The 19,084-nt window shown below is 62.5% G+C and carries 19 protein-coding genes; 8 read left to right on the forward strand and 11 right to left on the reverse strand.

Going from position 1 to position 19,084, the window contains the following annotated elements; genetic code table 11:
• Positions 1-35: 35 nt before the first annotated feature.
• The 7 genes from AB3X89_RS09440 to AB3X89_RS09470 all read right to left on the reverse strand — a co-directional run bounded on the left by AB3X89_RS09440 (position 36) and on the right by AB3X89_RS09470 (position 8,170).
• Positions 36-788, reverse strand: a complete 753-nt coding sequence (locus AB3X89_RS09440) for a peptidylprolyl isomerase (RefSeq protein WP_368582954.1) — start codon at positions 786-788, stop codon at positions 36-38.
• Between the two features lie 37 nt (positions 789-825).
• Positions 826-2,199 carry an HlyD family efflux transporter periplasmic adaptor subunit gene (locus AB3X89_RS09445; RefSeq protein WP_368582955.1) on the reverse strand — a complete coding sequence of 458 codons (1,374 nt, stop codon included), beginning with the start codon at positions 2,197-2,199 and terminating at the stop codon, positions 826-828.
• Complete coding sequence (locus tag AB3X89_RS09450; RefSeq protein WP_368583208.1) at positions 2,177-4,789, reverse strand: FHA domain-containing protein; 2,613 nt, start codon at positions 4,787-4,789, stop codon at positions 2,177-2,179. Before AB3X89_RS09450 ends, AB3X89_RS09445 begins: the two co-directional genes overlap by 23 nt.
• Positions 4,790-5,029: 240 nt before the next feature.
• Positions 5,030-6,442: an efflux transporter outer membrane subunit gene (locus tag AB3X89_RS09455; RefSeq protein ID WP_368583209.1), complete on the reverse strand. Its 1,413-nt coding sequence runs from the start codon at positions 6,440-6,442 to the stop codon at positions 5,030-5,032.
• A gap of 315 nt (positions 6,443-6,757) precedes the next feature.
• Positions 6,758-7,042 (reverse strand): hypothetical protein, encoded by a 285-nt coding sequence (locus tag AB3X89_RS09460; protein ID WP_176106806.1) that lies wholly within the window; start codon positions 7,040-7,042, stop codon positions 6,758-6,760.
• Between the two features lie 251 nt (positions 7,043-7,293).
• Positions 7,294-7,731, reverse strand: a complete 438-nt coding sequence (locus AB3X89_RS09465; RefSeq protein ID WP_368582957.1) for a DUF4399 domain-containing protein — start codon at positions 7,729-7,731, stop codon at positions 7,294-7,296.
• A 46-nt stretch (positions 7,732-7,777) separates the two neighbouring features.
• Positions 7,778-8,170: a DUF4399 domain-containing protein gene (locus tag AB3X89_RS09470; RefSeq protein WP_368583210.1), complete on the reverse strand. Its 393-nt coding sequence runs from the start codon at positions 8,168-8,170 to the stop codon at positions 7,778-7,780.
• Positions 8,171-8,592: 422 nt separating this feature from the next.
• Here AB3X89_RS09470 and AB3X89_RS09475 point away from each other — a divergent pair, with 422 nt between their 5' ends.
• Positions 8,593-10,623 carry an SUMF1/EgtB/PvdO family nonheme iron enzyme gene (locus AB3X89_RS09475; protein ID WP_368582959.1) on the forward strand — a complete coding sequence of 677 codons (2,031 nt, stop codon included), beginning with the start codon at positions 8,593-8,595 and terminating at the stop codon, positions 10,621-10,623.
• A 28-nt stretch (positions 10,624-10,651) separates the two neighbouring features.
• On the opposite strand, the gene AB3X89_RS09480 is transcribed toward AB3X89_RS09475, so the two are convergent.
• Positions 10,652-12,811, reverse strand: coding sequence for a protein kinase (locus AB3X89_RS09480; protein ID WP_368582961.1), 2,160 nt, complete (start codon positions 12,809-12,811; stop codon positions 10,652-10,654).
• 433 nt (positions 12,812-13,244) lie between these two features.
• Here AB3X89_RS09480 and AB3X89_RS09485 point away from each other — a divergent pair, with 433 nt between their 5' ends.
• The 6 genes from AB3X89_RS09485 (at position 13,245) to AB3X89_RS09510 (ending at position 16,159) form a co-directional block, all read left to right on the forward strand.
• Entirely contained in the window at positions 13,245-13,514 is a 270-nt protein-coding gene (locus AB3X89_RS09485) for a hypothetical protein (RefSeq protein WP_368582962.1), read from the forward strand.
• Positions 13,515-13,602: 88 nt separating this feature from the next.
• The gene (locus AB3X89_RS09490) at positions 13,603-13,902 is read left to right on the forward strand and encodes a hypothetical protein (protein ID WP_368582964.1); all 300 of its coding nucleotides are present in this window, start codon (positions 13,603-13,605) and stop codon (positions 13,900-13,902) included.
• 195 nt (positions 13,903-14,097) lie between these two features.
• Positions 14,098-14,316 (forward strand): hypothetical protein, encoded by a 219-nt coding sequence (locus tag AB3X89_RS09495; protein ID WP_368582965.1) that lies wholly within the window; start codon positions 14,098-14,100, stop codon positions 14,314-14,316.
• Between the two features lie 344 nt (positions 14,317-14,660).
• Positions 14,661-14,870 carry a hypothetical protein gene (locus AB3X89_RS09500; protein WP_368582966.1) on the forward strand — a complete coding sequence of 70 codons (210 nt, stop codon included), beginning with the start codon at positions 14,661-14,663 and terminating at the stop codon, positions 14,868-14,870.
• 227 nt (positions 14,871-15,097) lie between these two features.
• Positions 15,098-15,253, forward strand: coding sequence for a DUF3309 family protein (locus tag AB3X89_RS09505; protein WP_013092523.1), 156 nt, complete (start codon positions 15,098-15,100; stop codon positions 15,251-15,253).
• A gap of 105 nt (positions 15,254-15,358) precedes the next feature.
• Positions 15,359-16,159 carry an SDR family oxidoreductase gene (locus tag AB3X89_RS09510; RefSeq protein WP_368582967.1) on the forward strand — a complete coding sequence of 267 codons (801 nt, stop codon included), beginning with the start codon at positions 15,359-15,361 and terminating at the stop codon, positions 16,157-16,159.
• Between the two features lie 238 nt (positions 16,160-16,397).
• Here the strand turns inward: AB3X89_RS09510 and AB3X89_RS09515 are convergent, their stop codons facing one another.
• Positions 16,398-17,027: a LysE family translocator gene (locus AB3X89_RS09515; RefSeq protein WP_368582968.1), complete on the reverse strand. Its 630-nt coding sequence runs from the start codon at positions 17,025-17,027 to the stop codon at positions 16,398-16,400.
• Positions 17,028-17,363: 336 nt separating this feature from the next.
• Here AB3X89_RS09515 and AB3X89_RS09520 point away from each other — a divergent pair, with 336 nt between their 5' ends.
• Positions 17,364-17,837 carry an Lrp/AsnC family transcriptional regulator gene (locus AB3X89_RS09520; protein ID WP_013092527.1) on the forward strand — a complete coding sequence of 158 codons (474 nt, stop codon included), beginning with the start codon at positions 17,364-17,366 and terminating at the stop codon, positions 17,835-17,837.
• Between the two features lie 21 nt (positions 17,838-17,858).
• Here the strand turns inward: AB3X89_RS09520 and AB3X89_RS09525 are convergent, their stop codons facing one another.
• Complete coding sequence (locus tag AB3X89_RS09525; RefSeq protein ID WP_368582969.1) at positions 17,859-18,647, reverse strand: alpha/beta fold hydrolase; 789 nt, start codon at positions 18,645-18,647, stop codon at positions 17,859-17,861.
• Between the two features lie 87 nt (positions 18,648-18,734).
• On the reverse strand, positions 18,735-19,082 hold the full coding sequence (locus AB3X89_RS09530; RefSeq protein WP_368582970.1) for a DUF4148 domain-containing protein: 348 nt from the start codon (positions 19,080-19,082) through the stop codon (positions 18,735-18,737).
• Positions 19,083-19,084 lie beyond the last annotated feature (2 nt).

Raw genomic sequence — 19,084 nt, forward strand, 5'->3', positions numbered from 1 at the left:
CGGTGAGCCTCGCTTTATCGGGCGCTAGTCGGGTACTAGCGCGCTTCGATCACGTGTTCCTGGGCGCGGGCAATCAGCCAGCTCTCGCGCAGCAAACGGCGGATTTCAGTGGCCACGTCTGCATCGAGCGTGGCCGGATATTTGGCCGTCACCGCGAATATCTCGAAACACGAACGGTCGGCCGACGGAAACGGACCGAGCAGATCGCCGACCGCCGCATTGAAGATCTTCGCCTCGATATCGGGCTTCAGCGAACCGCGCAGTACCTTGCCGATCACGCCGCCGGACTCGCGCGTGTCGGCGATCGAATGCTCGCGCGCCATTTCGGCGAAGGCGTCGGGGTCATCGTGCAGGTACGAGATCATTTCCTTCGCCTTGCCTTCGCTATCGAGCACGATATGGCTGACTTCGATCGCGTCGAACTTAGGTGAATTCAACGCGAAGTAATCACGGATTGCCGCGTCGTTACCGATGTCGTCGAGCATCTTCTCCTGATAGAGCCCGTCGGTAATGAACACCTCGAATTCGTCGAGGCTCACGTGCAGCGCGTCGAGATAATGATTCATGTCAGCCGCGCGATGCAGCCCGCGCACGCGGCGAAACTGATCCGCGCGCTGCTGGATTTCATCGGCGCTGACAGTGATGCCCTGCTTTTTCGCCGCATGGACGGTAAGCTTGTCGCGCACGATCTGCTCGATCAGGCTCTCGAACTGGCCGGTCAGTTTCAGAAGACGAATGAACTCGTCTACATCCACGACTTCATCATCGATACGCACTATCGCGGTCATTTGTTCTGCTCCTTCCTTGGATGTTTGATTCGCGCGCTCAACCCGCCACCTCTCTGAACGGATCGAGACCGAGGTCGATCAGGCGCCGTTCGCGCACGACGATTTCCGCACTGGCGGTCATGCCGTAACGCAGTGGATAACGCGTGCCGGCCACCTGGTAGTAATCCTTGTCGAGCGTGACGCGGCCCTCGTAGACCGGTTGCTTGTCCTGCGCGGACGGCTTCGTGGCCGGCGAGATATACGCGAGCGTGCCGCTGATCAAGCCGTAGCGCTGGTAAGGAAACGCATTGAACTTCAATTTGACCGGCAGGCCCACGTGCAGAAAGGCGCGGTCGTGTTCGGAGATTTCGATCTTCAGCACGGGCCGCGCGTCTTTTGGCGCAATACCGCCGAGCGGCGCATTCGCCTGAATCTTGTCGCCGCGCTGCGTCGACGTGACGTCGGTAATCACGCCGGAAACCGGCGCCAGAATCAGCAGAAAATTGTCTTTATCGATGTTCTCGAAGCGCACGCGCGCAGCGGCATCGGCTTCGAGGCGCGCGCTTTGTAATTGCACGCGCAGTTTGTCTTCCGCATCGGTGACGTCGCGCACCGCCTGATCGTATTGCAGTTGCAGATCGGTGCTTTGCTGGCCGCTCGTCGCGAGTTGCGCATTCGCCTGCGCGTATTCATGGCTCAGACGAAAGTCCAGTTCGGCCAGCTTCGACTGCGCGACACGGAAGGCGTTATCCGCTTCGAGCGCGGCCGTGCGTTTCTGCTCGACCTGCAATTCGGCAATGCCGCCGCCGCCCGGCTGCGCGAACAGACGCGAATAGCGATCCAGTTCCTGGTTCGCCGCTTCGCGCGCGCGGCGTGCGTTGTCGAGCGAGCTGCGCGCTTCGTCGAGTTCGGCCTTCTGCCCTTCGGCAAGCTTCGTCGTGCCTTCTGAAACGCGGTTCTCGTGCAGGCGCTCCTCGACTTCGAGTTGCGCCTTCAACGACGCAGCCTTGCGTTCCATCAACGCCTTCTTCTCCGGAAACTGCTTCCATTCGCGTTCGGCGTCTTCGAGTTTCAGTTGCGCCTGCAACGCGTTGCTCGCAGCTTCGATCGCGCCGCGCGCATTGAGCCGCGCGAGCACGTCGCCTTTGGACACCGGCTGCCCCTCCGCGATGTACAGATCCGCGAGTTCGCCGTCGATCGGCGTATAGATGCGCCGCACTTCCGATTCCGGCGACAACGTGCCAGGCGCGCTGACGATCACATCCGCGCGGCCGACGAACGACCACAGCAAGCCCGACACGACGAGCGCGACCATCGCCCAGATCAGCGCGCGCGCAATCCGCACCGGCTCGGACGTCAGGATCGCGATGCCTTCGACGCTATGATCTTCCAGCGCCTCTGATAACGGCTTAGGGTGAGGATCGCGTTTCACTCTGATCGCCTCCAATCAACGCGAGCTTCGCTTTCAGGAGCCCAGGGTCCAGCACCATGCGCAACTCGGTCAACGAGCGGCGCTGCAAACTCGCTTCCGCGTCGATATCCGCGAGCAGACGATCGAAGTCGGCGGGATGATCGGCCTTCAGCTGCGTGTAGATGCGCATGCCCTGCCGTGCCGCCGTCTGCGCGTCGCTGAGCAGACGCGCCTCGCTCCGAAAGCCCGGCGAAATGCCGGCTTCGAGCCGCTGCGTGCCGCCGATCGGGCCGTTCGCGCGGTACTCTTTCCACAGGCTTTGCGCGCGCAGCAACAGATCCTGCGCACGCGCGAGCGCATTGTCATGCAACGCTGCGACGTCTTTCTGGATCGCCTGCACGAACCATGCGTCGGTTCGCGGATCGAGGCTCGCGTAGAACGACAGCAGACGCTGGTCGTAATCTTTGCCGCCACGCGTTTTTTGCAGATCGTTGTATTGATCGGCTAGCGCCTTCTTGTGCGCAGCTTCGGCCGCGAGCACGTCGGACCATGGGCTCGCCGGCATCGACTGCAAATCGCTGAGCGCCTGCTGCGCGTCGCCGTGTTGCCACGCGGCATCGACCGCGTCCTGACGTTGAACGATGTCCGCCGACGGCAAACGCGTCGCCGCAAGCTGCTGGTATTGCGCCTGGAAAGGCGGCGTGCTGAAGCGCGCCGTTTTCATCATCGCGAGCAATGACGTCAATTGGCGGCTCAACGCGGCATTCAGCAGCGCGGTGTATTGGCGCAAATCGTCGCGCACTCTATCGAGCCCCGCGAGCCGTGGGTAGCGCTGCGCGTAATCGTCGAATACCGGCGGCAGCGCGTCGGGTTTGTCGCGCGAGAGTTCGGTTTGGATCACGCCATTGAGCCGATCTATCGCGGCGACGTACACCGAATCGTCGCTTTCGAGCTTGCGCAGATGGCTCAGCGTGTGCGCGTAGGGCTCCGCGAAGGCCGGCACGTAGCTCGCAATCCGGTCGAGCGCGCGCTGATGACTCGCCGCGTCGTCGTCCCAGCGGTGCAGCAAGCCGTTGATCGTCGCTTCGTCCGTATACATGCGGATCGGCGCGTCGACGCCGCCGCGCGCCCCGACGAAGCGTTCGAGATCGCCGACCCACTGCAATTCGCCGACAAGCGACGCGGCATCGGAGTCCGTCGCGCTCAACGCCCTCATGTTCTTCAGCAGCGCGTCGGCCTGGTCGAACTGCGCTTTTTGCACGGCTTCGATCCAGCCCGGCAAGTTCGCTTTCAGCAATGCCTCGCTGGCGAGCGCGCTGATCCTGGTGTCCGTCGGGTGCGTGGCCAGATAGCCGCGTGCCATCGTCAGGGCGTTCGAGTAATCACCGTTCGCGAGCAGGCTCTTCAACTCGCGTTCCGATGAACCGTGCAGATAGAGGCCCACGCCAAGCGCAACCACGAGCGCAACACCCGCGCCGCCCCATGCCGCCGCGCGCCGAACATTGGTGCGCTCGCCGTCCGCCAACGCCTTGTGGAGTTCGCCGGCGACCATCTTCCAGCGACGCGGCTTACTACGTGCCGCGGCTTTGGCTTTGCCGCTTCTTTCATTTGCGCCGTCTTTCGTGTCCGCCGGGTGTACCGCCTGCGCGCCCTTTGCGGCTTGCGCGCCGCTTGCCGCCCCGGCTCCATCACGCTTCGCGCGGGCGGAGCCGGGTTGCGCCGCCTCGTTCACTTCGTCTTCGCGTTGCAGTGCCGGATCGACGCAAAAAATGTCGAGAAACGAATGCGCCGCGCCGACGAAGGTCGTCTTGTCGGCATCGGCGGCACTGTCGGCAGCGGGACGAAGAGAGAACTGGGTCACGGTGGGTTCGGCGTCGGCGGAGTTCTGTAGCGACACCCTGTAGACGAAGTGATCGCCGCCAAATGCAACGACATCCCCATCCACCAGCGCAAGCGCCGATTCGCCGATCCGCTGGCCATTCACGAACGTGCCGTTGGTGCTGCCGAGATCCTCGACGTAGAGCTGGCCGCCCTTCAGAAACAGGTGCGCATGGCGCCGCGAAATGTAATTGACCTGGTGCGGATAACGGTCTTTGTAGCGCGAGAAGATCTCGTCCGTTTTGCTGACCAGGAACGGAAAAGCCAGCACGTCGACCGGTTGCAGACCCAGATCGTCGCGCTGTGGCACCAGCAATAGATGGGCGAGGGAAGAAGCGCTTCCGCCCGTGACGACGCGCGGGCGCGGCTCGATGCCGACGCGATAGCACAGTTCACCGGCAAAGCAGAGTTCATCGCCGCCGCGCACGCGCGCGGGAGTTTGCCGCACCGCGATGCCGTTGACCGTCGTGCCGTTCTTGCTGCCGAGATCGGCGACATAAACCGCACCATGCTCGATAAAAACACGCGCATGCCGACGCGACAGACCGGCGGTCCATTGCGCGGGATAGTCGCTGAACGGCGCTTCGCTGCGGCCGACCGCGAACAGGTTGTCGACGATGCGAATGGCGTCGAGCGCGGGGCGCTGTGCGCACGCGACCGGCGACAGCACGACGTCGAAGGCGGCGTCCGTTGTCGTGCGCATTTCAGCAATCGGAGCTTCGCCGGTGGCCATTTTCTCTGGATCGCTCAAGCGTTTACCTGCCGCGGCAGGAACGCGGGGCGAACTGGACAAAGAACGACGGCCCAACGAAATTGTCGCGAAGAGCCACGCAAACGCTGACCCCTAAAGGATTTTAAGTCACGCATCGACAGTGTCAATTTGGATATCGCCGGATGAGAAGACAGCGGATGAGTCGTCAGCCGACGAAATACCCGCGTGGTACGCCAACTGGTGGATTAGCTCAATGCTTCGTTACTTTTCTTTGGCCTGCGCCTGCACGTCGACACTGGGCCATCCACCGCCGAGCGCCTTATAAAGCGTCACCGTATCGGACAGAATCAATTGGTGGTTTTCCAGCAACGCCTGTTGCGCCTGCAGCAGGGTCCGCTCGTCTTCGAACACCTCGAGTTGCGACACGACGCCAAGGTGCAGTTGCGACTGGATCTGATCCGCGACGATCTGCAAGCGCGCCACCTGCTGCTGCAATTCCTCATGCTGCGCCTTATGCGCACTCAGATTGACGAGCGCGTTCTCCACTTCCTCGAACGCTCCCATCACGGCCACCCGATATTGCTGTTCGGCGACTTTCGATTGCGCCTCGCTCACCTTCACATGAGCGCGCACACCCGGATCGAACAGCGGAAAGTTGATGCTTGGCATCAGCCCGAACGTGAACGACTTCAGCAGCTGGTTGAGCGCATAGCTTGCCGTGCCGCCCTGAGCGGTCAGGCCGATGCTCGGCAATTGCGCGAGCTTCGACTGACCGACGAGGTCATAGGCTTCGAGCACCCTGAATTCGGCTGCCACCACGTCGGGGCGGCGCGACAGCAATTGCGCGGGCAAACCATCGGGCACGCCCGGCAATTTCACGCGCTCCTGCAAATGGCCCTGCGGCACATGGAATTCGCCGGCCGGCACGCCGAGCAACGTGCACAGTGCGTTGTCGGAAACAGCCCGCGAGCGGCGCAGATCGTACAGATCGTTGGTGAGGCGGTTGATCTCCGCCTGCTGGCGCAACACCTGCGTTTGCGGCACGATCCCGTTGCGCGCCTGCCCTTCGTAGATCGTCAGGATTTGCTTATTCGTGGCGATGGTCTTTTGCTGCTGGGCGATCTGGTCGTCGAATTGCAGGATCTGGAAATAGGTACTGGCCACGTTCGCGACGAGTTCGAGATACCCCGCGCGCCAATCCGCTTCGGTCGCGTGGAATTCGGCCTTTTGTGCCTGCACGCCTTTTTCGACCTTGCCCCAGATGTCGATGTCCCAGTTCACCTGCAGCGCGAGGTTGTAGGTCCTCGACAAAGGCTGGCCGGTCGTCTTCGAGTAGTCCGCGCCGGCACCGAGGTCCGCGGTCGGCAAGGCGGCCGCGCCCGTCTCGCTGATCTGCGTGTGCGCGACTTCGATACGCGCGGCCAGCACCCGGATATCGAAGTTGCCGTCGATAGCCTTGTCGATCAGCGTATCCAGATACGGGTCCTGGAAGCCCTTCCACCAGTCGCGCTCGATCGTCTCCGCGGCCGATACCGGCGCGCCCTGGCGATCCGACCACGATGTCTTGGCCGGCGTGTCCGGCCGTTGATAAGCCGGCATCCTGACGTCGACGCAGGCACTCAACGCCAATGCGCACATCGTTGCGGCGCCGAGGCCGCGCAGCACACGGCCCATTTGGCGCGGCGCCGTGCTGGCGGCACAAACCCGCTGAAGGTCCGGCGAATCACACGACAAACCGAACGACGAATCCGGCGATGCTGACACGGTTGTCTCCAGTTGCACCCGCCTGTTTCGCGCGAGATGGCCGGTTTTTTCAGGCCGAGCCGCTTCCGCGCGGCTTCAGCGATGAAGCGGCGGAAATCTCGATGCGGGGAGCGGCGGATACGCGAAGGATGCGTGGAAAGGACGATCGAATGCGTGGTCTTTTTGAGCGACGCGGCTATTGGGGCGCACACACGCGGCCGCTCGGGCCGCGCGTGCGAGCGCCGCTCACTTCACGTTGTTGACGTTGCTCGAGTACACGGTCGGTTCGATGTAGGTCGTCGTACCGCTGACCAGCGCCGAGTTGTTGCCGTTCGCGCTCTGGATGTTCATTTCCGTGTTGATCGACTGCGTCGTGCAGATGTTCTTGATGCTGGTCGGCGCATAGACGGGCGCATAGCTGAGGTACGACGGCATCGGGCAGTAGTAGCTGTTGCCGCCGCGCACGGCGCTCATCGCCTTGCTGTCGAGTTGTTCGGTATTGGACAGGTCCTTGATCATCAGCGTGTTCATGGCAAAACTCCTGGAAAAGGGAAAGCGCATCGTTGGTGCGTCGGGTGCGAGCAACTTGTCTGCTCGGGCGCTACTGATGCATGGGCTATGCCAGGAGTGCTTCGCTTTCGACATTCGCGTCGTCAGGGCCCGCAGTAAAGGCCTGGAGGAACGCAGGCGCTGTGGCGCCGCTACCGACCGGCGCAGCGGGACTCGCGAATGGTGGATCGCAGCCAACAGCGCACGCGGGATTGTTGGCTGCATGATGACAGTCAGCGCGCGATCACCGTGATCTTCTTCGAATACACGGGTGGGCTGTGCGGTATATGCATGTCGTCGCCCATCAACAGCTGCAACGTATGCCTGCCAGGCGGCAATGAAATCATCGTTTCCGTTTCGCCCGCGCCGAAATGCAGATGATGGCGATCCGAGGGTATCTCCTGATCCAGCGGCGGCAGCTCGCTATCGATCAGAAGATGGTGGTGACCGGTGTTCGGGTACTTCACGCCTTTCGGCGCGACGCCCATGAAGCGCAGGCCGAACCACACGCGAAACGGCTTATTGGCGGGCACCACCTGGCCATCGTTCGGATAACCGATATACGCGTATGCGCTCGGCGGCGACGGCGTCGCTGCCCACCCACCCTGCGGCGCTGTCGATGCCGTCAGCGCCGCCGCGACGAATGCCGCGGCCGCAATGATCTTGTTCATCAGGACTCTCCGTTCCGGCTTGACCAGTTCGAACCAACGGATCGCGTTAGTCTTTTAGCACGGTGATGGTGATCTTCTTCGAATACACCGGCGGGTTGTGCGGCACGTGATTATGGTCGCCGAGAATCAGCTGCAGCGTGTGCTTGCCGGGCGGCAACTCGATGCGCGCGTCGGTTTCGCCCGCGCCGAAATGCAGGTGCTGGCGATCCGATGGAATCTCCTGGTCGAGCGCGGGCAAATCCGTGTCGATCAGCAGATGATGGTGGCCGGTATTCGGAAACGCGATGCCCTTCGGACACACGCCCATATTTCGCAGCCCCATGCGCACCCACAGCTTGCCGCCGTGAATCACCGCGCCATCCGACGGCCAGATGATGTACTCCTCGGCCCCCGGCGGTGACGCCGTCTGCTCGGCGCGCGCGACGCCACCCGTTCCCATGCCGACGCACACCGCGACGAGCGTCGCACACACCGCCGCGCGCAATCCGCCGCAATGCGCTTGCGCGAGATCACGTCTGCCGAAAAGAGAGGAAACACGGGTTCTTCGCATAGCGCACTCTCCCGAACAGGAGTCATGGCTGGGCCCGGCTATCGATGGCCATCCGGGTGTTCGAGCGGCTTGTCGCGGATTGCAACCGGTAGACAGCCACCTAGTTAAAACGGCCGTGTGAGGTGACTTTGTGAATCAGCTTAGAACTTAACTTGCTAAAAAGATACGCAATGCTCGTTAACCGTATGACGCGTTCAGGACTCCCGGACAGTTATGACGCGAAGCGCGTGCTATCGTTAATAATGAGCGCGGACAGCGCGATCGTGGTGCGCGAATGCCTGAATTCTGTCCGGTACAAACAGGATAAAACGATGTGGCGACGATTCCTGCTGGTGTGCGTGGTTGGGGCAATCCAGGCGCAGTGGGATAGCGCCGGTGCCGCGACGCAACGCGAATTCATCGAGCCGAGTGCGGCTTCGGTGACGAGTGAACCGGGGCGGCCGGCGGATACCGCATTGCTCCTTTCACCCTTTGTTTCGTCACGCGACGGCACCCATTCGCGGCGTATCGCGCTTGTGATCGGGAATGGCGAATACGGCGACGCCACTAACCCGATTCGCGCTAACGCGCCGCGCGACGGCGAATCGATCGGCGCTGCACTCCGTGCGCGTGGCTTCGAAGTCATCACGCGCACGAATGCGACGCCGCCGCAAATGCGCGCGGCGATCGACGAATTTCACCGACGTTTGAAAGCTGGCGATATCGGGCTGTTCTATTTCGCCGGACACGGCATGCAGTTACCCGGACAAACGCTGCTTTTGCCGGCGGGACTCGATGCTCGAGCCGATAACCGTGCACCGGTGTCGCTCTTGAATAACGGCGTCGAACTGAATACCGTCTTGCAGGCGATGCAATCCGCTCGCGCCGGCCAGCTCAATCTGGTGATTCTCGATACCTGCCTCGACAATCCGTTTATGCCCGCCGGGATTGCAATCGACCAACCGAAGATCGCTGCCAACACCGTGATTGCGTACGCAACCGCGCCGGGTGGATTCGCGGCGGACGGTCCGCGGCATGGCGTCTACACCGGTGCGCTGCTGCAAGCGCTCGATGATGCCGACGCATCGTCCCGATCGCTCGCCGCGCTGTTCCGGCACGTCGCCGCCGAAGTTCGCGCCGCCACACGCGGAGCGCAGCAGCCGTGGCTCTCCGTGGCCCGTACTTCCATTCCCGCGAGTGGCGAACGTACTATCGCGTCGTCGATTACGTCGGACGATCGCGCCATTACGCCGCGCAGTCGCGGCATCATGCCGAAGGAAAGCGGCGAACAATACGAAATCACGTTCTGGGAGTCGATCAAGGACAGCAACTACCCAGCCGATTACGAGGCTTATCTGAAGGCCTATCCGAATGGCCGCTTCGCCACGCTCGCGCATGCGCGTATCGATCGATTGCGCGCGGCGGCATCGACGCCGGCGGTGAGTGCTGCGCCGCCCGCAGCGCCCGCGGCGCAGAGCGGTCACGTCGCGCCACCCGCGCCACCTGCTCAGGCCGCGCGTCCCACGGCGCAAGCGAGCGCGGCCGCGCCGCCACCACCGCGCCCCGCTGCCGCCCCGGCGCCGACGCCGCCCGCCACGGCCGCCGCGGCGACATTCGCCGAAAAGACCGTCGCCCATCCGCCGACCGCCGGTGAAATCCGCGACTGCGCCGCCTGTCCGATCATGGTCGCGGTACCCGCCGGCTCGTTCGCAATGGGCAGCAATACCGACGATCCGTCGGAAAAGCCCGTCCATCACGTGAGCATCGGCGCGCCCTTCGCGATCGGCAAATTCCCGGTGACGGTCGAGCAATGGAATGCGTGCGTCGCCGCCGGCGCATGCCAGAAGCTGACCCCGGAGAGCAATAGCATCAAGACCGCACCCGCGCGCGATCTGAGTTGGGACGACGCGCAGCAGTACGTCAAATGGCTCACCAAAACGACCGGCAAACCGTACCGTCTGCCGACCGAAGCCGAATGGGAATACGCGGACCGCGCCGGCACCACGACCGCGTACTGGTGGGGCGATCAGATGCGCAAGGGCAACGCCAATTGCAAGGACTGCGGCGACCCGTGGCACAAGGAAGGACCGGAAAGCGTCGGCACGTTCGCCGCGAATCCTCTGGGTCTGTACGACATGAACGGCGGCGTCTGGGAGTGGACCGCCGACTGCTGGCACAACTCCTATCAGGGCGCACCCGTCGACGGCCATGCGTGGGACACGCCCGGCTGCGAGATGCGCGCGATTCGCGGCGGCTCATGGCGCGAAGGCGGCGACTACATGCTCAGCGCGACGCGCTTCAAATACAGCGCGGGCGTGCGTCAATCGCAGAACGGTTTTCGCGTCGTCAAAGATCTGCGCTGAGGGCCGTTTCGATTGGCTCTCTGACGGATCATGGCTTGGCGGGTTTGGTCGTGATCGGCGCGAAGTCCGCCAACAGACGATCCTGACCGTATTGGCCGCCGATCTGCTTCAACCGCGTCTCGAGCGCGCGCAGATAATCGGCGCGCGCTTCGCTTTCCGGGCGCAGCTTGTCGAACAGCGGCACCGGCGTCACCACCAGCACCACCATCTCCGAGCCGAACGGCTTCGATACCGTCCAATCGCCCGCAGTGCTGCCGATCGTGTATGGACCGCCATTGGCCTGCATCTGGTTGTCCGGCCACAGACGGCTGGGCACCATGTGCACGACGTGGCCGTCTAGCTGGTAGTAGTCGACGGTCGCGAAGGAATCGAACGGGGGCGCTTTGAGGTCGACCACCAGCGAGTCGTTCTCGGTCAGCAAACCGCTTGGCGGTCGCATGTGCAGCGACGCTGCCCGTCCCGCCTGCCAGTTGCGCACCAGAAACGGCGCAAGCGTTTTGACGACGTCGCATTTGTCGTCGGCGAGCGGCCGCACGTCGAGCGAAACCGTATCGACGCCAGGCAGCCGCGACAAGGTCTCCTGCAGACGCGCGGCGCCGTACCGCTGCGACAGGAAACCGCGCACCGTTAGTGCGTGGTCCTGCACCGCGCCCGATAAAGCCGAACACGGTACGCGGGCAAGCGTGGGCGCGATCGCAGCAAGCGTCAACGCGGGCCTGGTCGCGGGCGACGGAGGCGCGGTTGCGGCCGCGCCACCCGTTGTAGTACTTCCTTCATTCGCGCCAGCCGACGGCGCCGTTTGTGCGGCATTCGTCGCAGGCGCGGCAGCGGACGCCGCAGCCGCCCGATCGACCTGATCGCCCAGCGGTCCCGCCGCCTCGGATGGCGCGGCCTGCTGCCGGTGTGACCCCGAGCGAACCGCGAACACGCCCACGGTAACCGCGCAAACGACGGCCAGAGTAGCGAGCCCGGCCCACGCGAGCGACCCGGACTTCTCCGCGCGCGCTTCATTGTCGAACTCTGCGATAAAGCGCACGACGCTCGGCATCCGCGTATTGCGATCGAACGACAACGCGGCACGCAACGCGCGCCATTGGCGCGCATCGAGATTCGGCGGACGCTGCGGCTTGAAGTCGGCATTGCGCGCCTGCGTGGCCGACAGGCGATCGAACGGATGATGTCCGGTCAACAGCTCGTAAGTGATGCAGCCAAGCGCGTAGATATCGTCGCGCGGGTCCGGCTCGCGATGCTCGATCATCTCAGGACTCGCATAGGCCGGCGTCAACGCGCCGAGACTGCCGGGATCGAACACCGTCGCGTCGCTCTCCTCTTCCGGCCGCTGGAATACGCGCGCGATGCCGAAGTCGATCACTTTTACTTCGGCATTGGTGGTCAGAAACACGTTCGCGGGTTTGAAATCGCAATGGACGAAGCCGCGCTCGTGCGCGTACGCGAGCGCCGCGCACATGCCGCGCACGATCGGCAGCGCGGCCCGCACCGGCATGCCCTGATATCCAGGCGTGCGCAGCAGCTGGCTCAGCGGTTTGCCGCTCAGGTACTCCATCGTCAGATAGACGATCGGTCCGTCGCGGTCGAAGTCGTACACGGTGATGATGTTGCGATGGGCGAGCACCTGCGCCTTGCGTGCCTCGCGCTGCAATGCGACCAGCGAATTCGGATTGCCGCGAAACTGGACGTTCAGCACCTTGATCGCGAGATAGGGCTTGCGGTCCGACGCTTCGAGCTTGCGCAGATCGAGCGCCTTGTAGACGGTGCCCATGCCGCCTACGCCGAGGCACTCTTCGAGCACGAAGCGGTTGTTCAGCGTATCGCCGATGCCTTTGATGGTCTCGTGCGCGGCGCTTCCGGCGGTACTCGCGCTGCCCGCGTTGCCAGCGCTACCCGCGCTCGCCGAACGCAGCGACGGTAGATCGACCGTGGTCTGTATGCCGGTTTCGTCGCCACCTGCCGCGACGTTCGACACGCGCAGCAGCTCGATGCGCCGCCGCACTTCCAGATAGAGATCGTCGGGCAACGGGGACTTGTGATGCGCAGCGTATAGCGTCTCCAGCAGCCGCGTCGGACCGAGTTGCTCGGTCGCCAGCGCGCTGTCGAGCTGCGCGACGAACTCGTCGCGCGATAGCTCGCCGCTCTGGAAGTCGAGAATCACACGCGCAAGGCTAGCCATTTTTGCGAAGCACCGCCGTTGCCGCTGGACCGTGTCGCATGCGACCGACGCCACGCGGGTCGATAGAGAAGCTGTCGTATCCAGTTACATGTGCCGTTTCGATACTAGCTCCCGGTCCGCGCTTTCGCAAACCAGGCAAACCAGGCATGGGCCGCACGCCGCGCCGCATGGTGTCGCGCGCAATGTCGTGCGCGAGCCAACAGGGTCCGCCGCGATGTCGGACCGCCGCCACCGCCTCTAGCGCGTCAACGCGGTTCGAGCGGACCGACACGGCGGCCGAACCGCGCGCAAAAGCCTTATACGACACGGCTTCGTTGATTTCTTCAGGATAGTTCATTAAGACTGGCACAGCCTGTGCATTAGTGATGTCCGAGCAAACGAATTGCTCGAAACCACTCGCGACACTGCGAAAACTTCCCTCAGGAGACTCACCATGAAAACGCTGATGATCAAAGACCTGTCCGTTACCGAACAACTCGACAGCAAGGCCATGAAAGCCGTACGCGGTGGCTATGGCCCCAGCCAGTACTACAGCTTCGCCCCGGTCTATGCGCCGACGAGCATCAAGAACAGCACCACCTCGCAATTCATCGGTAACGAACTGAACTTCCAGAACGCCAATGGCAACAACGTTGCGTTCTCCGAAGGCATCGACTCGACGCTCAGCCCGTATGTCGTGTCGAGCAACTCCAACGGCCACTAATGCATGGCGCGGCGAGGCGCCTGCTGTCGCGGGCCGCTTCGCCGCCAGCCATGCATGTCCGCTTTCCATACGTTTTAGGAGAAACGCCATGTCATCCCTCATGATTCGCGATCTGCCCGGCGCGCGCGAACTCGATCGCCGGACCATGTCCGGGATCGCAGGCGGCACCGGCAGCAACGTGCCCATGCCCTCGGGCCCTGGTGGTCTCGGCGGCCTTGCCGGCATCGCCAACGTCAACGTCAATGTCAACGTCACCCAGAATCTGGCTCAACAGCAGATCGTCAATGTCGCAGCGCTCAATGACATCGGCTATATCGGCTCGGACGTCGTGCTGCCGAAACTGAAAGTCGACCCGATCCTGGCGGGCGCCAATCTCTCCGCCGTGTAAGCCCGCGAAGCAGCGAGGGACCGGGGGTTCCTTCACTGCCGCGACAGCAGCACGGCAATGCATGCCGCGAACGGATTTCCTATACTGATAGTGCGTTGAGACCTGAGTACAACGAATAGCACACTGAGCACATTCCGAGCCCGGCGGCCGGAACCCGAACGGGTCTGGCCGCCGGCGCGTTTTTCTGGAGCCGTCATGGCCAAGCTGAGCATCAAGGATCTGACCGAAAGCGTCGAGCTGGACCGCGAGGCGATGGCCGCCATCGTCGGCGGCGCTCGCGTCGGCGCGCGTTCGAGTCTCGCCGCGCCGCTGGTGCCGGCCGCGACGCGCGTCGTCGCATACCCGCCGGGCTTTCCTGACGCGCATCTGCGTATCGCGGAAGCCGCTTCGCCGCGCAAAGGGCGACGCCGCTAGGATTGCTCGCGGGGGCGTTTCACCAGCACGGCACGCGGAAATAGCGCGTGCCGTTTCCATTTGGGCTTGCGATTGAGTATGGCATGGGAGGGTTCGCCACGCGGCACGTTGCGCTGCGCCCCAACCATTAGTATGCGACCCGTGCGACGCGCGCAAACACTTCGACTCGCAATCGCGGTCGTATCCGGCTTGATTCAATGCGGCTATCGCGCGGATCCTTGCCAGGCTTCGCATCGCGGCCCCCGCTCCCTTTTGCGGCTCACTTCCCACACCTTGGCATAGGCCTTGCAGAAATCGAGGCGGGCGCCGCACTGTGCTCGCCTTTCACGTCAAGGAGAAATGCCATGAAAGCCACTGTGATCATCAAAGACCTGCCGCCCGGCGCGGGCGAGCCATCCAACGACAAAACGCTGAGCGCCGAACAGATGAAGACGCTGCGCGGCGGCCGATCGGTAGTCGTCAAGGTGGACGGTGGCGGCACGGGTACCGTCGACGATTGGGACATCAACACCGCGATCTTCGAAGGCCGCATCAACGGACCCTACCTTCTATAGGACGCGCGACGTGTCCGCAATTGGAAAAACGGCACCCTCCTCATGTTTTGAGCGCAATGGGTGCCGTTTCAATCGACTCGCGAATCTCCGCACGCGGCCTGCGCTGTCACCGTGATCCTCTTAACGGATCGGCCGTGGGCACGCGGTTTGCTCGCTAGGGATTACCCTGCGGCCTTGCGGCTGACCTAGGTGCAGCAGGTCCCCTTCAACCAGGCGGAGGTCATAACATGCTAGGAACCATTCTTCTCATCGTGCTGATTCTGCTGCTGATCGGCGCTTTTCCAGCGTGGCCGCACAGTCGGGCGTGGGGCTATGGTCCGACCGGCGGACTCGGCATCGTACTGATCGTGGTGATCGTTCTGCTGGTTGCCGGCGTGATATAGGCCGCGCGTCCTGGACTGGAACACCCGGCGGGCCGCCGTCTATCCGCGCGATGTCGCGCGCCGGTAGATGGCGGCTTCGCTTCTCGTCGTTGCCGGAGCACTCAAATGGAAAAGTTACTGGCCAATCAGGTCGCACTGATTACCGGTGCGAGTTCGGGAATCGGCTACGGCGTCGCCAAAGCACTCGCGGATGCCGGCGCGGCGGTCGTGCTCAATTATCATTCGCATGCGGAACCTGATGAAAAGCTCGCCGACGAAATAGAAAAATCCGGTGGATCCGCAATCGCGATCCAGGCAGACGTATCGAATCCCTCTCAGGTAGCGAACCTCTTCGAGGCGGGTCGCGCGCGCTTTGGCGGCATTGATATCGTGGTCGCGAATGCCGGACTGCAGAAGGACAGTCCACTCGCCGACATGACGCTCGACGATTGGCAACTCGTGCTGTCGACGAATTTAACCGGCCAGTTTCTAACCTGCCAGGCCGCGGTAAAAGAATTTCGCCGACGCGGCCCGACGACTGTATCGAAAGCGCTCGGCAAGATCATTTGCATGAGTTCCGTTCACGAGGTCATTCCGTGGGCGGGGCACGTCAATTACGCCGCGTCGAAAGGCGGCATTCAGATGTTCATGAAATCGCTGGCGCAGGAAGTGGCACCCGAGCGCATTCGCGTCAATTCGATTGCGCCGGGCGCGATCCGTACGCGGATCAATCAGGACGCATGGGATTCGCAAGCAGCACTCGACAAACTATTGCAGTTGATTCCCTACGGACGCGTCGGTGCCGTGGAAGATATCGGCAAGGCGGCGGTGTGGCTTGCGTCCGATGAAAGCGATTATGTCGTCGGCACGACGCTGTTCGTCGATGGCGGGATGACGCTGTACCCGGGCTTTTCGAATAACGGCTAAAGCTTCGTACGTGACCACATGTGCCTTTCCGACTCAGGCACGCTGCCTGCTAAAGCTCCTGTGTATTCGAACTTCAATACGAAAGGAGATGACATCATGCCTTACCTGATTGGCTGGCTGCTTGGCGTTCCGTTGATCGTACTGATCATCCTGTACCTCATTTTCCATTGATCTCGCGCGGTACAGACGATAAGGATGACGTTGTTCCCGCGGCGGCGGTATGCGGCTAGTTTCGTAGTCAGCGTACCGCCGCCATCAGCGCGCCCATCCCGACCAGCAAGCTACCCATCAGGCGGTTCACGACACGCAACCGCGTCGGCCGCTGCAGAACCGTGCGCAGACGGTGCGAGAAGATTGCCGTCGACGCGACGCCCAACGCGAACATCAGCGCAAAAGTACTGGCCAGCAACAGGTATTGATGATTGGCCGACCAATCGACTTCATTCGACGAAGTACTGATGAACTGCGGAAAGAAAGACGGAAAGAACAATAGCGTTTTCGGATTCAGGCCCGACGTCGCGAAGCCGCGCCAAAACAAACCGCGTTGTCCGGCGCTTTTTGCCGGAAGCGGAGAAGCCGCGAATGTGCCGCTTCGCCATTGTTTGAAGCCCAGATAAACCAGATATATCGCGCCGGCCCAACGCAGCACGATTAGCGCGCGCTCATCGATCAGCAATAGCGAGTTCAGACACAACGCGGTAAAAGCGAGTTGCAGCAATACCGCACAGGTGCCACCCCATACACAGGGCAATGCCGCGCGCCATCCGGCGGTGTGCGCCTGACTCATCGTAAGAACATTCACCGGGCCGGGCGAATAAACGAGTACGGCGGACGCGAGAAGAAACGAAACATACAACTGGATCGGCATCGGCGAAACAGCGGGCAAAAGAGAGTTGCGATAGACACATGCGGCGACATGCGTCCATGCCCGGCGAGCGCGTCTTCCGGCGTGGGTAACGCCGGAATTCGCCCGCGTGCCGCCTTACCGTGAAGGCGGCGAGACACCGAAAAAGCGGCTTTTGGCCACGGAGGATCGCCGGCGCGAGGCCCGCGGTCCGGGCGGTTGTCCCGGGCATGAATGCACGCTGAAAATATACCGGGAGCCCCGCTGGATAGGCTTCTTAAACGCATCTGCTTATGCCGCCTATTCGGAACAATCTTCCCCTACAATATTGTTCCACAAAATATTCTTCCCATATCGTTGATGAACACCCGAAACCGCCCGCTCGACGCGCTCGATCGCAAGATCATGCGCGAGCTTCAGAAGAACGCCCGGCTCAGTAATGCGGATCTTGCCGAACTGGTCGGCATGTCGACCACCGCGTGCTGGAATCGCACGCGGCAGCTCGAAAACGAAGGGTATATCCGCGGCTATGTCGCGTTGCTCGATCAGCAGAAGCTCGGTTTCGCGGACGTCGTGCTGCTCGAAGTCACGCTCGACCGCCACGACGAAGACGCGCTCGCGCGCTTCGGCGCCGAGCTCGCCACGCTCAGCGAAGTACTCGAAGCGTACCTGGTGTCCGGCGATTACGACTACCTGGTCAAGGTCGCGGTAGACGGCACCGCCGGCTACGAACGCTTCCTGCGAGAAAAGCTCTACAAGATCGCAGGCATTCGCCATAGCCGCTCGATGTTCGCGCTGCGCTGCATGAAGAGCATTCCGTCGATCGCAATCTGATTGGCGATCAGACTGCGCGTTTTAACGCGCGGCCCGGGACGCGGCGATGATCGCATCGGCCACCGCTTGCGGCTGACTCAGCATCGCGACATGGCTCGTGTCGACGCGCGTGATCTTCGCGTCGATGTGCTTCGCCATCTCCAGTTGCAAGGCCGGATCGATCATGCGGTCGCGGCCCGACACCACGAAGTACGACGGCTTGTCATGCCAGGCGGCGTTCGTCACCTTGTCGTCGATACAGCCAGCGGCCCACGGCTGCTGGGTCGCCGCGATCAGGCGTTTCTGCGGCAGCGGCAGATCCTGCGCGAAGTCGTCGAGCACCGCGTGGGTCGATAGCGTCAGATAACCGGCCGAGTCCTTGCGCAACTCATCAGCCCAGACCGGCGCGGGTTTGTCTTTCGTGATGTCGGCGATGGACTGGCTGTTGTCCGGCGCAAATGCCGCTACGTATACGAGGCTCTTCACCTTGTCGTCGTTGCCGGCTTCGCTGACCACCACGCCGCCCCATGAATGGCCGACCAGAATCACAGGTCCGTTCTGCTGCGCGATCACGCGCCGGGTGGCCGCCACGTCGTCGGCGAGCGAACTCAGCGGATTCTGCACGGCCACGACATGCAGGCCGCGCGCTTCGAGCAACGGGATCACCTTGTCCCAGCTCGACCCGTCGGCGAAAGCGCCATGGACGAGTACGACGTTCTTGCCCTTCAGGTCGTCGGACGGCGCAGCCTGAGCGAACTCCGTGGCCTGCAATGCGAACAGTCCGCCCAGCAACAGAACGGAACCGAGAATTTTCTTCAGCAGCGTGGTCATCGTTTATATCTCGTCAGGTGGGTTAAACAAGGCGTCCGCGCGTCGACGTGAATCGGTGCGCGCGGACGCCTTGCTCATTTGCATCGATCACGAATGCGCGTAGATGGAACCGAGGCCGACGACGTTGGAGCCGTCATACACGCGATCCGCCGCCGCATGCTTCATCGGCAGGTGCGAGCCCGAAGCCGAACTGCCGTTCGCGACACCGCCGTAGGCGGCTGCGTCATGGCTCGCGCTGATGCGCGCCTCGGCCGCCTCGATGTTCCGCGGGTATTGCGTGTTGTCGCTGGCCGGGTTGTAGCCGGCCTTTTGCAATTGAACCAGCTCCGCGCGAACTTCAGCACGAGTGAGCGCGTGTTGCGGTTGCGATTGCGCAAACGAAACAACGGGAACAGCAACGAGTGCGGCGACGAGCAGCGATTGAACGAGTTTCATGA

The organism is Paraburkholderia sp. BR14320 (assembly GCF_040948665.1).
GTDB classification, from domain to species: Bacteria; Pseudomonadota; Gammaproteobacteria; order Burkholderiales; family Burkholderiaceae; genus Paraburkholderia; species Paraburkholderia youngii.

What these genes read in the sequence shown, in the direction of transcription:
- AB3X89_RS09440 (WP_368582954.1), bottom strand. Translation starts at nt 788, where the DNA reads ATGACCGCGATAGTGCGTATCGATGATGAAGTCGTGGATGTAGACGAG.
- AB3X89_RS09450 (WP_368583208.1), bottom strand. Translation starts at nt 4,789, where the DNA reads ATGGCCACCGGCGAAGCTCCGATTGCTGAAATGCGCACGACAACGGAC.
- AB3X89_RS09455 (WP_368583209.1), bottom strand. Translation starts at nt 6,442, where the DNA reads ATGGGCCGTGTGCTGCGCGGCCTCGGCGCCGCAACGATGTGCGCATTG.
- AB3X89_RS09460 (WP_176106806.1), bottom strand. Translation starts at nt 7,042, where the DNA reads ATGAACACGCTGATGATCAAGGACCTGTCCAATACCGAACAACTCGAC.
- AB3X89_RS09465 (WP_368582957.1), bottom strand. Translation starts at nt 7,731, where the DNA reads ATGAACAAGATCATTGCGGCCGCGGCATTCGTCGCGGCGGCGCTGACG.
- AB3X89_RS09470 (WP_368583210.1), bottom strand. Translation starts at nt 8,170, where the DNA reads ATGGGAACGGGTGGCGTCGCGCGCGCCGAGCAGACGGCGTCACCGCCG.
- AB3X89_RS09475 (WP_368582959.1), top strand. Translation starts at nt 8,593, where the DNA reads ATGTGGCGACGATTCCTGCTGGTGTGCGTGGTTGGGGCAATCCAGGCG.
- AB3X89_RS09480 (WP_368582961.1), bottom strand. Translation starts at nt 12,811, where the DNA reads ATGGCTAGCCTTGCGCGTGTGATTCTCGACTTCCAGAGCGGCGAGCTA.
- AB3X89_RS09485 (WP_368582962.1), top strand. Translation starts at nt 13,245, where the DNA reads ATGAAAACGCTGATGATCAAAGACCTGTCCGTTACCGAACAACTCGAC.
- AB3X89_RS09490 (WP_368582964.1), top strand. Translation starts at nt 13,603, where the DNA reads ATGTCATCCCTCATGATTCGCGATCTGCCCGGCGCGCGCGAACTCGAT.
- AB3X89_RS09495 (WP_368582965.1), top strand. Translation starts at nt 14,098, where the DNA reads ATGGCCAAGCTGAGCATCAAGGATCTGACCGAAAGCGTCGAGCTGGAC.
- AB3X89_RS09500 (WP_368582966.1), top strand. Translation starts at nt 14,661, where the DNA reads ATGAAAGCCACTGTGATCATCAAAGACCTGCCGCCCGGCGCGGGCGAG.
- AB3X89_RS09505 (WP_013092523.1), top strand. Translation starts at nt 15,098, where the DNA reads ATGCTAGGAACCATTCTTCTCATCGTGCTGATTCTGCTGCTGATCGGC.
- AB3X89_RS09510 (WP_368582967.1), top strand. Translation starts at nt 15,359, where the DNA reads ATGGAAAAGTTACTGGCCAATCAGGTCGCACTGATTACCGGTGCGAGT.
- AB3X89_RS09515 (WP_368582968.1), bottom strand. Translation starts at nt 17,027, where the DNA reads ATGCCGATCCAGTTGTATGTTTCGTTTCTTCTCGCGTCCGCCGTACTC.
- AB3X89_RS09520 (WP_013092527.1), top strand. Translation starts at nt 17,364, where the DNA reads ATGAACACCCGAAACCGCCCGCTCGACGCGCTCGATCGCAAGATCATG.
- AB3X89_RS09525 (WP_368582969.1), bottom strand. Translation starts at nt 18,647, where the DNA reads ATGACCACGCTGCTGAAGAAAATTCTCGGTTCCGTTCTGTTGCTGGGC.
- AB3X89_RS09530 (WP_368582970.1), bottom strand. Translation starts at nt 19,082, where the DNA reads ATGAAACTCGTTCAATCGCTGCTCGTCGCCGCACTCGTTGCTGTTCCC.